Source organism: Micromonospora sp. NPDC002411 (genome assembly GCF_053592955.1).
In genome coordinates this window covers 1-12,293 of the sequence record NZ_JBSFBM010000207.1, presented here as the reverse complement: position 1 = coordinate 12,293, position 12,293 = coordinate 1, and the positions used below count along the sequence as shown (strand labels likewise).

Sequence of the window (12,293 nt, the reverse complement as noted above, 5' to 3'; positions counted from 1 at the left end):
ACTTTTACACATAACTTCCGCTGCTCCACGGGGGGGTGCCCGGGGGGGGGGTTGGGGGGGGGGGGGGGGCCCCCCGCCCCCCCCCCCCCACCGCGCACCCCATGAGGCCGACCGGACGCCACTAACCTGCACCTCATGCGCCACACCCTCACGCCCGGGGACGACACCCTGCACGGCCACTTCTCCCCCGACTTCCGACCGGTGCTCACCATCGATCCCGGCGACACCGTCACCTACCGCACCCTGGACTGCTGGTGGTCGGCCGGCCCGTACCCCGGCGGACCGAACCGGGACCGCCCCCGGGTCGCGCAGCATCGCCCCGACCACGGACACGCGTTGGTCGGTCCGGTCGCCCTCCGCGGTGCGCGCGCCGGCCAAACCCTCGCGGTACGCATCGACGCGGTCGTCCCGGCCACCTGGGGGACGACTGTCGCCGGCGGTTGGCCGAGCGACTTCAACAAGCACTACGGCGTCGAGGAACAACCAGTGGTACACGCCTGGACGCTGGACCCGGCGACGATGACGGGCCGCAACCAACACGGCCACACTGTCGCCCTGCGTCCCTTCATGGGGGTGCTCGGCATGCCACCGGCCGAGCCGGGACGTCACTCGACGATCCCACCGCGCCCATGCGGCGGAAACCTGGACTGCAAGGACCTCACCGCCGGCAGCACACTGTTTCTGCCGATCCCGGTCGACGGCGCGCTCTTCTCGGTCGGGGACGGGCACGCCGCACAGGGCGACGGCGAGGTCGGGGGCACCGCGATCGAGTGCCCGATGGACGAGGTGACGGTGACCCTCGACGTTCGGGACGACTTTCCGCTCACCGGGCCGGTGGCGCGCACCGCGGATGCGTGGCTGACCCTGGGCGTGGGCACGTCCCTCGACGACGCCACGTTCGCGGCCCTGGACTCGATGCTGACAGTGATGCAGCGGCTGCACGGGCTCAGCCGCGCGGACGCGGTGGCGCTGGCCAGCATCGCGGTCGACGTCCGGGTGACGCAGATCGTGAACCAGACCGTCGGCGCGCACGCGGTGCTACGCGACGACGCGCTGGGCTGGCCGGGGCGGTGATGACGCGGGGTCCGCGCCGACGAGCGCCTGCCGGTTCTGTCGGGGGCGGTCGTTAGCGTGTGGTCACTGTCGCCGCGCCGGCCACGTCGAGCCGGTCGCTGACCCCTCGGAGGCCCGCCCATGTCCCAGGAGACGACCTACCTCGAACTGTCCGAAGTGGACGGTGCCCACAAGTTCTACGAGGTCATCGTCGACAACGCCACGCTGACCGTTCGCTACGGCCGGATCGGCGACCAGGGTCAGGTCAAGGCGAGCGCCTACCCGGACAACGCCCGCGCCCGCGCAGCCGCGGCGAAGAAGATCGGGGAGAAGGTCCGCAAGGGGTACGCGCCAGCCGTCCCGGGCGTCCGGCAGAAGCGCTCCGTCTCCCGGCGGCAGATCGTCAGCACCCGCTCGACCGCGCACACCGCCCCGGTGCTCTGGCGCTACGACTCCGGCGCTCCCGCCTTCGGCATCTTCGTCGACGGGCAGCACTGCATGGTCGGCAACGAGCACGGCGTCATCACCACGCTCGACCACGACGCCCGGGTGCGCAGCCAGGTGCGTCTGCCCGACGGGGTGAAATGCATCGTCGCCGACGACGCATGGGTCTACGCCGGCTGCGACGACGGCAACGTCTACGACCTCTCCGGCAAGGTGCCCCGGGTGGCGTACGCGATCGCTCCGGAGATCGACATCTACTGGCTCGACATCCACGACGGCGTCCTGGGCGTCTCGGACGCCGACGGTGGGATAACCGCCGTCGACCACGAGGACGAGTTCCTGTGGCGCAGGCCCGGGCGGGGGCGCTCGGCCTGGATGGCGCGGTGTGACCGCGACGCGATCTACCACGGCCATTCGCAGGGCGTGACCGGCTACGAGTGGCGTACCGGCAGCGAGTTGTGGCACACCAAGACCGGCGCGGTGCTGTTCGGCTGGCAGGAGAACGGCAGTGTGTTCGCCGGGACGAGCAGCCGCGAGGTGGTACGCCTGTCCAAGTCGGGTCGGCACGAGCGCAGTTACCTCTGCGACGCCCCGGTGTTCTCCTGCGCGACCGCCGAGGGGGGTCGGTACGTCTTCGCCGGCGACAGCCAGTCCTCGATCTACTGCTTCGACGCGGACGGCACCCGGCTGTGGAAGCTCGGCACCGGCTGCGGCTCGGCGTACTCGATGCAGTACCACGACGACCGGCTCTACGTCGTCACCACCGGCGGCCATCTGGCCTGCATCGACGCGAGCGAGCCGGCGATCCGCGCCGCCCAGGCCGGTGACGTGCCCGAGGTACGCGACATCAAGGCGCCCCGGCAGGCGCCCCAACCGGTGCAACCGACGATCGTCGAGGTGACCAGCGACTCGGGCGCGGGCGTGGTCGTGCAGTGCCGTGACGACCGGGGGCGGCTGCGGGTTCAGGTGCTCTCCGACGGCTACCGGCACGACTGGTCGGTGCAGTTCCCCAAGGGGATTCGCGAGCCGGGTGCCCGCTATCTGGTGACCGAGGTGCGCGAGTCCAGCCGCGGTGGTTACTACCGCGCGTACGGCGACATCCGCCGGCTGCGCTGACCGTCACGGGTGATGGTGCCGTCCCGGCCGGGGGCGGCAACCCCGCCACGCTGGGCGGCTGGCCCGTCCGCGCCCGGTCGTTCTGGGTAGCCTGGGGCCATGATCTTCATTACCGCCAAGTTCCGCATCCTGCCCGAGCACGCCGACCAGTGGCCGCAGATCGCCGCCGAGTTCACCCAGGCGACCCGGGCCGAGCCGGGTTGCCTGTGGTTCGACTGGTCGCGCAGCGTGGACGACCCGACCGAGTACGTGCTGGTCGAGGCGTTCCGTGACGGCGAGGCCGGCGGGGCTCACGTGCAGTCGGCGCACTTCCGCAAGGCCCAGGAGACCCTGCCGCCGCACCTGGCCGAGACCCCGCGCATCGTGAACGCCACTGTGCCGCAGGACGACTGGTCGCTGCTCGGCGAGATGGCCGTCCCCGAGGGCCGCTGACCGGATCGGGTCCTCGGGCCGTCGGCGGGTCCGTCGGCGACCCGCCGACAGCGGGGCCGACCTGCCGTCAGCGGAGCCGGCGGGCGGTGAACCGGGCCGGCGGGTCGGCGATCACGTCCTGCGCGGCGACGAGCTGGATCTCCCGGGTGCCCGCCGCGACTGTCGCTTCGAGCACGGCGAAGACGGAAGCGATCGTGCGTTCCAACGCGATAGCGGGTGAGCCCATCGTCCAGAGGTGCGCGAGGTACAACGCCGCGGTGATGTCGCCCCCGCCGTTCGGGTTGATCGGCAGCAGCGGTGTGGTCACCGCCCAGGCACCCTCGTCCGAGACGGCCACCACCTCCAGCGCGTCCGGCGGCAGGTCGCCGTGCAGCACGCTGGTCACCAGGACGTGCCGGGGGCCGGTCGCGCGTACGACGTCGACCGCGTCGAGCACCTCCGCCAACGAGGTCGTCGTACGCCCGGCGAGGAAGTCCAGCTCGAAGTGGTTCGGCGTGATGATGTCGGCACGCGGCACGACAGTGTCGCGCAGGTACTCCGGGATTCCCGGGCGGACGAACATCCCCCGACCGGCGTCGCCCATCACCGGGTCGCAGCAGTACACAGCCGCCGGGTTGAGGGCCTTGACCTTCTCGACCGCGTCCAGGATCACCGCCCCCATGGCCGGGTCACCCTGGTAGCCGGACAACACCGCGTCCGCGCCACCGAGGACCCCACGGTCGGTGATGCCCGCGATCACCTCGGCCACGTCGGCCGCCGCCAGCATCGGTCCACGCCACGCGCCGTACCCGGTGTGGTTGGAGAAGTGCACCGTCAGGACCGGCCAGACCTCGTGCCCGAGCCGTTGCAGGGGAAACACCGCCGCCGAGTTGCCGACGTGACCGTAGGCGACCGACGACTGGATGGACAGGATCTTCACCGGCCCATCATGGCCGTCGCGGCGGTGACCGCACGCGCGGCCCGCCGTTTCTGTCGGCTGGCCCACTCGCCGCCCGTCGGTGACGGCACGAGCGGGCGGCCCGGACACCGTCGTCCGGACCGCCCGAGTGGTCGTACGGTCAGCCGCCGAGGCTCGCCGCCGCCGAGGCGATCGACGAGGCGAAGTAGCTCACCTGGGTGTAGACGCCCGGGTAGTTGGGTCGGGCGCAACCGTTGCCCCAGCTGACGATGCCGACCTGGATCCAGGCGTTGGAGGCGTCGCGCCGGAACATCGGGCCACCCGAGTCACCCTGGCAGGTGTCCGTGCCACCGCTGGCGTAGCCGGCGCAGATCTCCTGGGCGGGGATCAGGTCGCCACCGTAGTTGGCGTTGCAGACGGAGTCACTCACGAACGGGACGGTCGCCTTGAGCAGGTACCGCTGCTGCCCGCCACCCTCGCGGGCGGCGCCCCACCCGGCGACGGTGAAGGTGCCGCTGTCGTAGGCGGTCGTGCTGGCGATCGGCAGCGTGCTCAGCCCGGTGACCGGGCTGGCCAGCCGGATCAGCGCCCAGTCCCGGCCGGCCCCGTTGTAGCCGGGGGCCCGGTAGACGTAGTTCGACCGGACCGTGATCCGGCTGGACGACTGGAGGTCCACCGCCCCGAGCGTGGCGGTGATGCTGGTGTTGGTGCCGGTCGCGCCCACGCAGTGAGCCGCGGTGAGGACCAGCCGGGGGCTGTACAGCGCCCCGCCGCATCCCATCGAGAGTCGAACCATGAACGGGAACTCGCCCTGGGCGGCGCGGGTGCCGCCGACGACGTTCGGCGTGATGGGGTTGTCGGCCGCGGCGGCCGGCGCGGTGAGGGTGAGGCTGGCCGCGGTCACCGCGGCCAACGCGGTGGCCAGCAGGCCAGTGAGGGTACGCCAGCGAACCATGCATTCCTCCGCATCAGGATGGCACGCCTCGTGAGCGCACCGGCATTCGAGATAGCGGTCATCATATTGAGATCTTTGGATCTAGCGGGTCATCCTCTCTGGGTCGTACCACCGGCGCTATGGATCTCGGCAGACGCGCCGCACGGGCCCGGTCGGACAGCTCGCGGGCGATCGCTCGTCATCCGCCCGGCGTGCCGGTGCTCTCTCGTCGGACGAGCCGGAACGGCGTCTGCACGGTCAGCGGCGCCGCGACCGCCGTGCCCTCGATGCGGGCGACGAGGCGGCGTACTGCGAGACGGCCGATCTCCCTCTTGTCCGGCGCGATGGTGGTGAGGGTCGGCGTACCGAAGCGTCCCTCCTCGATGTCGTCGATCCCGACTACAGCGACGTCCTCCGGCACCCGGAGACCGGCCTCGGCCAACGTCCGCAGCGCGCCGATGGCGACCAGGTCGTTGTAACCGAACACCGCGTCGGGCGGGTCACCGAGGGCGAGCAGGTCACGCATCGCGCGCTTGCCGTCGAGTCGGCCGAACGCGTCGGTGCGGGCGACCAACCGGGGGCGGTACGGCAGGCCGGCGGCGACCAGGGCCTCCCGGTAGCCGCGTACCCGCAGGTGCGCCGACTGCCGGTCACCACCGGGCGTGGCGCCGATGAACGCTATCCGTCGGCGGCCGATCGCCACGAGGTGCTGGATCGCCGCGTGGCTGGCGGCGACGTTGTCGATGGCGATGTGGTCGTACGGCACGTCGGAGACACCCTCACCGATCAGCACGAGCGGAGTGTCAGCACTCCGGGCCAGCACCTCCTCCCGGCCGATCCGCACCGGACTGAGGATCAGGCCGTCGATGATGTGCCGCCGGGTCCCGTCGAGGAGAGCCAGCTCGGCCTTGCGGTCGGCGGCGGTGTTCTCCATGACGAGCGTGTAGCCGAGCGCGGCGGCCTCGGAGATGGCGATCTCGGCGAGTTCGGCGAAGTAGGGGTTGTTCAGTTCCGGGATGGCCAGGGCGATCAGCCCGGTACGCCCCCGCCGGAGGTGCCGGGCACCGAGGTTGGGGCTGTACCCGAGTTCGTCGATCGCCTGCTGCACACGTTGCCGGGTCCGCTCCCCCACCGGCCGGTACCCGTTGACCACGTTGGAGACGGTGGCCAGCGACACCCCGGCGCGTTGGGCGATGTCCTTGAGGTTGACGCCCATCCACCGACCCTTCTCGCAGGGACCGCCGGACCGGAGACATCGACGAACAAGGATTGACGGGAGGGCCGGTGCGGCTCTATAACGTTATACAGGCGATGACAGATGTCAATATGCCCACCACCGTCCGTCGTCGACGACCACCCGATGCCCACCGCCCACGCGCTTCGGGCTTGGCTGCACCGCCCGCGGCGACTCGCCCCCCGGAGACGGCATGACACGTCAGGTCCCCATCCGCCCCACCCTGCCGCTGCTGCTCATCCTCACCCTGGTCGCCGGCATCCTCGCCGCGCCAGCCATGCCGGCGCACGCCGCGCCGGCCAAGACGCCACCACTGACCACCCCCTGGACCAGCCAGGCCCTGGCCGGAACGCCGCTGCCCGAGTACCCGCGACCGCAGATGACGCGACCGGACTGGCTCAACCTCAACGGCGAGTGGCAGCTGCGCCAGTCGGCCACCGACGACGCCCCGCAGTTCGGCACCGACCTGCCCGAGCGGGTCAACGTGCCCTTCCCGGTGGAGAGCGCGCTGTCCGGCATCCAGCGGGCCGCCAACGACAACCGCAACTACCTGTTCTACCGGCGCACGGTCACCATCCCGGCGAACTGGTCGGGCCGCCGCACCCTGCTGCACTTCGGCGCCGTCGACTGGCAGAGCACCGTCTGGGTCAACGGCGCCCGGGTCGGCGCGCACACCGGCGGCTACGACGCCTTCACCTTCGACGTGACCCCCCAGCTCACCACCGGCACGAACGAGATCGTCGTCAAGGTCTGGGATCCCACCGACACCCGTCAGAACGGCAGCCTGCCGGCCATCGGCAAGCAGACCAAGACACCCAGCGGGATCTTCTACACCCCGAGTTCGGGCATCTGGCAGACGGTGTGGCTGGAGCCGGTGCCCGCGGCCTCCATCAGCAGCGTGGACGTCTACCCGAACCTGGGCAACAACACAGTGCGGGTCCGGGTCTTCACCAGGGGCAACGTGAGCGGCCACAGCGTGCTCGCCGAGGCGCTGAACGGCAGCACCGTGGTCGGAACGGCCACCGGCGGCTTCACCGACTTCAGCGTGCCGGTGCCCAACGCCCGCCGCTGGTCGCCCGACGACCCGTTCCTCTACAACCTGCGGATCACTCTCCGCAACTCCGGCAACGCCACAGTGGACCGGACCACGCACTACTTCGGCATGCGGGAGATCAGCACCGGCCTGGTGAACGGGGTGCTGCGCCCCAAGCTCAACGGCCAGTTCGTGTTCCAGGTCGGCACACTCGACCAGGGCTACTGGCCGGACGGCCTCTACACCGCGCCGACCGACGCCGCTCTCGCCTTCGACCTGCAGAAGCACAAGGACCTGGGCTTCAACATGGTGCGCAAGCACATCAAGGTCGAACCGCAGCGCTGGTTCTACCACGCGGACCGGCTGGGCCTGCTGGTCTGGCAGGACATCCCGTCGCTGACCGCCCAGGACATCAACCCCACCGACGCCCAGCAGGCCCAGTTCGAGGCGGAGGCACGCGAAATCGTCGACGAGCACCGCAGCTCGCCCGCCGTGGTCGCGTACACGCCGTACAACGAGGGCTGGGGCGAGCGCTCCCTCGCCGACACCCGGCGGGTCGCGCAGAACATCAAGAACCAGGACCCGACACGGCTGGTCAACCCGCACAGCGGTCACAACTGCTGCCAGTCCCTCGGCAACCCCGGCAACGGCGACATCGACGACTGGCACGTCTACCTCGGACCCGACTCCCCCGTGCCGTCGAGCAGCCGGATCGCCGTCCTCGGTGAGTTCGGCGGGCTGGGCCTGCACACCCCCGGTCACGAGTACAGCCCGAGCGGCGGCTTCTTCGCCTACGAGTGGCAGACCAGCTCGAACGCCCTCACCGACAGGTACGTGGGTCTGGTGCAGGGCAGCCAGAACCTGATGCTGGGCAAGGGACTCAGCGCCTCGGTCTACACCGAGATCACCGACCTGGAGGGCGAGCTGAACGGCTTCCTCACCTACGACCGGCAGGTGGTCAAGATGGATCAGGCGCGGGTCCGCGCCGCCAACACCGCCCTGATCAACGCCTCGAAGACCATCGGCAGCTCGGCGCCCGTGGCCCTGCCGGTGAACACCCGACGGTCGTTGCAGGTGACGACGCCCGGCTACACCAACAGGTACCTGCGTCACCAGGACAGCCTGGCCTTCACCGAGGTCGTTGACGCCGCGAGCTCCAGCCTGCTCAAGGCCGACGCCACGTACACCGTCCGGACCGGCCTGGCCGACGCCGGCTGCTACTCGTTCGAGTCGGTCAACTTCCCCGGGCAGTACCTACGCCACCAGAACTCCCGGGTCCGCAACTCGCCGGACGACGGCTCGACGCTGATGCGTGCCGACGCCACCTGGTGTGCGCGGGTCGGGCTGACCGGCGCTGGGGTCTCGCTGGAGTCGTACAACTTCCGGGGTAGGTACCTGCGGCACTACAACTCGGAGGTCTGGCTCAGCAACGGCGCGGGTGGCGACGCGTACAACACGCCGACGTTGTGGACCGCCGACAGCACCTGGAACATCACCACACCCTGGGCGCCCTGACCACGCACGCGGGAAGGTCGTCACGACAGGACGTCGCGGGGGTATCCGGCCTGGCCGGAGGCCCCCGCGACGCGGGTTCAGCGCGGAGCACCCACTGTCGGGACCGCGACGGCACGGCGACGTCACCGGGCGACAGGAAGATCGTTCTTCCGGTCATGAGGGAGAGCGGCACGTCGAATCCACAGTCCGTCATGGCCGGTTGCCCGACCCTGACGTTGGAGGGCCCGCCCGCCTGGGCCGACTGACGACAAGGACCGACTCGCAAGTTGCAAACCGCCGTGTTCACCTCGCCGTTGCAACCCGCATTATGTCACGCATTAAATAGACGTTGACCTATCTTGACTTGTGCAGCCGCTCAGCGCACCGTAAAGAGCCATAGGCAGATGCGCGCCATTATCGGCCCAACTGGACGTGGATCGTTGAATGGGGACGCTGCCGGTTTCGCGCCGCGTTCATCAGGAGGCGTTCCATGCGGTTGAATCCGTTCACCGGGACCTATCTCACCGATCCGGCAAGCATCTGGCGGCGTATTCTCGACGATCCGGACGGGGTGCACTACGCCGAGGATCTGGGCCTGTGGTTGATCAGCAGGCACGCCGACGTCCGGCGGGCCCTCGCCGACGTCACGACCTTCGCCAACACCCTCACCCTCGCCCCGGTCTACGAGGTCTGCCCGGAGGCGTTGAGCGTGCTCATGCAGATCGACGCGCCCCCCACGACGGCCGCCGCGGACCCGCCGGTGCACCCCCGAACCCGTCGGGCGCTCCGCGCGACCTTCGCGAACACCGCCGAGCGGGTCGAGGCCGACTACGGCGCGATCGTCCGGCGCAGGGTCGACCAACTGGTGAACCGGCTCGCCGCCCGCCAGGGCGACCAGGTCGACCTGATCCCGGAGTTCGCCACCGAGCTTCCCCTGCTGGTGGTCCTGGACATCCTCGGGGTGCCCGACGCCGACATCGGACGGATCAGGAGTTGGGCCGACGGCCAGATCGCCCTCGTGTGGGGGCAACCCGACCCGGCCGAGCAGGTACGCCTGGCACGGGACCTGCTGGAGTTCTGGCACTACTGCGAGGATCTCGTCCGGCAGCGCGTGGCCAGCGGACACGAGGGCGACGACTTCATCAGCCGCGCCCTGGCGTACCGCGACGACGACGACACGGTGCTGACGGTGCCCGAGGTGGCGAGCCTCGCCTTCAATCTCCTGGTCGCCGGCCACGAGACCACCGCCGGGCTGCTCGCGCACGCCCTCGACCAGGCGCTGTCCACCCCGCAGCACTGGTCGGCGCTGACCACGGACCCGGGAGGCGCCGCCGCGTTCGTGAACGAGACCCTCCGGTTCGCGCCCGCCATCGACGGCTGGCTCCGGGTGACCAGCCGGGACGTCACAGTGGGAACGGTGACGATTCCCGCCGGGGCGCGTTGCCTGCTGTTGATCGGAGCCGCGAACCGCGACCCCGCGGTGTTCGCCCACCCGGACCAGTTCCACCCACACCGGGTGGACGCGGGCAATCATCTGTCGTTCGGCCACGGACCACATTTCTGCATCGGAGCGGGATTGGCGAAACTGGAGGCCGAGATCGCCATCACCCGGCTCGCCGACTCCATTCCCGGCCTCCGTCTGGCAAGCGAGCAGCAGCGCTCGTACAAGCCGAACGTCGCATTCCGTGCGCACCGCACGCTGCTCGCGACAATCGACACGCGCACGTCTGCCGACATACCGGCGGCGCGCGACGAGGTGGCTGCCGAAGCGCACGCCGCGTGACATGGGCGAGCGCCAGCAGATCGAACCGAGGGTGCGTCGGGTAGCGTTGCCCGCCCCACCCGGCGGCACGCAACCGGTCCGGCACGCATCCTTCACGCTTTGCCCGACGATCGATGTCGGCGAACGTCTTCACACTGATCGCTTCCTGGGTTAAGAATTGCTCTCTATGAATGTTCAGCTCATCCGCCAATCCCGATCTGGCGTTCGCTGCTGATTCCCGTAGCCACGAAGGTGAGCGCATGGAGCACACGTCCCCGTCGAGCTCTGCTCACTCCGCGGCCAGCCAACGGTTCCGGTGGGAACTGCGCGACTGCCGGGTCCGGCGGGGCCTGACCCAGCGGGCCCTGGCGGATCTGGTGCGGTTCAGCCGGGAGACGGTCGCGGCGGTCGAGTCGGGTCGCCGGTTCGGCAGCCACGAGTTCGCGCTGCGCTGCGACGACGTGCTCGGCACCGGTGGACGGCTCGCGGCCCTCTGGCCGCAGGTGGCGGCCGAGCAGTTGGCGGCCGACGGCCGCCGGGGTCCCCGCGACTCGCAACCACCTCACCAGCAGCGGCGGGTGCCGCGTCAACGTGATCGGCGCGACGCCCGTGATCCGGGCGCCGTGGTGGAAGCGATCGACGAGCTGCGTGAGCTGATCGGCCAGGTGCTCAACGCCCCAGCCGACTCTGGCGAGTCGAGCGACGCGCAGCGACGGCAGACACCGGAGGGCACGAAGCTGACCTCCGACCCCCACGACGACCAGCGCTGACCCCACGGATCCAGCTCCCGTCTCAGGGCGTCACCGGTTGCTGACGTTGGGTACAGATGCTGGTACGGGCAGTTTGTACCACGGCCAGGTCTGGTCTACGAGCGCGGCTTCCGGCCGAATGGGACTTGCATTCGGCAACGTGCGGATAGACCGTCATCGACGAGTCGTGGGAGTCAATCTTGGCGTCGAGCACCCGGTCCCACGCGGCCAGACCCTACCCGACCCGCCGACGCGGTTGGAAGATTGCCGGCCGGATGCGCCTCATCGTCGCGGCACCGCTCGTCGCCGTCATCGGCTTCGCCGGGCTCGCGCTGACCGAGAGCGCCCGCCAGACGGCCCGTGCCAGCGACCTTCGGATCCTCGCCCAGGTCGGCGCCGAGGCCGGCGACCTCGCCTACCGCCTGCAACGCGAGCGGATCGCCGCCGCCGACCTGCTCACCTACGGCGCGCCGGAGCAGCAGGACGCCTTCAGCGCGGAGATGACCGCCACCGACGACGCGGTCAGCCGCTACCGCGCGCAGCGCGAGCGGCTGACCGCCGACGCCGACGCCAACCGGGACCTCCTGCGCCGCATCGACGCGGCCCTGGACGGCCTCGCCCCGCTGCGTACCCAGGTGCGCACGGCGACGCACGCATCGGTGTCGGCGATGACCTTCAGCTACCGCATCGCGATCGCCGATCTGATCAACTTCCGGGAAGCCGTCTCGCACGGCGTGGTCGACGCCCAGCTCGCCGACGGGATCCGCGCCTCGGCGGCACTGTCGAAGACCGCCGAGGCGATCGGTCAGCAGCAGGTCGCCGTACTGCGGACCGTCGCGGGCGGTGAGCTGACCCCGGCCATGCAGCAGGACATCACCGCCGCCCGTACCAGCTACATCGAGTCGAGCCTGTCGTTCCTGGCCCTGGCCCCACCCGAATGGAGCAGCTGGTGGGAGCAGGCCGGCACCGGCAAGGAGGCGCTCGCCCTGCAACGAATGCAGGACGAGGTGTCCCGCGCCCAGCCGGGCTCACGGCTGCAACTGGCTCACCGACGCCACCGACGACGCCACAAACGGCCGCCAGTAACGAGGCCATCCCTCTCACGCAGAGGACGAGTCCCCGCCCAACGGCCACCCCGGACATC

At 70.3% G+C, this 12,293-nt stretch carries 10 protein-coding genes; 7 read left to right on the top strand and 3 right to left on the bottom strand.

All coding sequences use genetic code 11. From position 1 onward, the window contains the following. The first annotated feature begins 135 nt into the window (after nt 1-135). The 3 genes from ACWCO3_RS22750 to ACWCO3_RS22740 all read left to right on the top strand — a co-directional run bounded on the left by ACWCO3_RS22750 (nt 136) and on the right by ACWCO3_RS22740 (nt 3,045). A complete protein-coding gene (locus ACWCO3_RS22750) occupies nt 136-1,074 on the top strand; it encodes an acetamidase/formamidase family protein (RefSeq protein ID WP_450011900.1) in 939 nt (312 codons plus the stop codon). Between the two features lie 120 nt (nt 1,075-1,194). Then, on the top strand, nt 1,195-2,613 hold the full coding sequence (locus ACWCO3_RS22745) for a WGR domain-containing protein (protein WP_450011898.1): 1,419 nt from the start codon (nt 1,195-1,197) through the stop codon (nt 2,611-2,613). Between the two features lie 99 nt (nt 2,614-2,712). After that, on the top strand, nt 2,713-3,045 hold the full coding sequence (locus tag ACWCO3_RS22740) for a putative quinol monooxygenase (RefSeq protein WP_145782897.1): 333 nt from the start codon (nt 2,713-2,715) through the stop codon (nt 3,043-3,045). Between the two features lie 67 nt (nt 3,046-3,112). On the opposite strand, the gene pdxY is transcribed toward ACWCO3_RS22740, so the two are convergent. The 3 genes from pdxY to ACWCO3_RS22725 all read right to left on the bottom strand — a co-directional run bounded on the left by pdxY (nt 3,113) and on the right by ACWCO3_RS22725 (nt 6,093). Then, nucleotides 3,113-3,964: a pyridoxal kinase PdxY gene (pdxY, locus tag ACWCO3_RS22735; RefSeq protein WP_450011896.1), complete on the bottom strand. Its 852-nt coding sequence runs from the start codon at nt 3,962-3,964 to the stop codon at nt 3,113-3,115. Nucleotides 3,965-4,103: 139 nt separating this feature from the next. Then, the gene (locus tag ACWCO3_RS22730) at nt 4,104-4,898 is read right to left on the bottom strand and encodes a S1 family peptidase (protein ID WP_278145599.1); all 795 of its coding nucleotides are present in this window, start codon (nt 4,896-4,898) and stop codon (nt 4,104-4,106) included. A 178-nt stretch (nt 4,899-5,076) separates the two neighbouring features. Continuing rightward, nucleotides 5,077-6,093 (bottom strand): LacI family DNA-binding transcriptional regulator, encoded by a 1,017-nt coding sequence (locus ACWCO3_RS22725; RefSeq protein ID WP_145782904.1) that lies wholly within the window; start codon nt 6,091-6,093, stop codon nt 5,077-5,079. 211 nt (nt 6,094-6,304) lie between these two features. On the opposite strand from ACWCO3_RS22725, the gene ACWCO3_RS22720 reads away from it, so the two are divergent. The 4 genes from ACWCO3_RS22720 to ACWCO3_RS22705 all read left to right on the top strand — a co-directional run. Then, the gene (locus ACWCO3_RS22720; protein ID WP_450011893.1) at nt 6,305-8,659 is read left to right on the top strand and encodes an AbfB domain-containing protein; all 2,355 of its coding nucleotides are present in this window, start codon (nt 6,305-6,307) and stop codon (nt 8,657-8,659) included. A gap of 469 nt (nt 8,660-9,128) precedes the next feature. Beyond that, nucleotides 9,129-10,421, top strand: coding sequence for a cytochrome P450 (locus ACWCO3_RS22715; RefSeq protein WP_358079075.1), 1,293 nt, complete (start codon nt 9,129-9,131; stop codon nt 10,419-10,421). A 239-nt stretch (nt 10,422-10,660) separates the two neighbouring features. Continuing rightward, nucleotides 10,661-11,170 (top strand): helix-turn-helix transcriptional regulator, encoded by a 510-nt coding sequence (locus ACWCO3_RS22710; RefSeq protein WP_358079072.1) that lies wholly within the window; start codon nt 10,661-10,663, stop codon nt 11,168-11,170. 254 nt (nt 11,171-11,424) lie between these two features. Further along, a partial coding sequence (locus ACWCO3_RS22705; RefSeq protein ID WP_450011890.1) for a nitrate- and nitrite sensing domain-containing protein occupies nt 11,425-12,293 on the top strand: 869 nt, incomplete at its 3' end.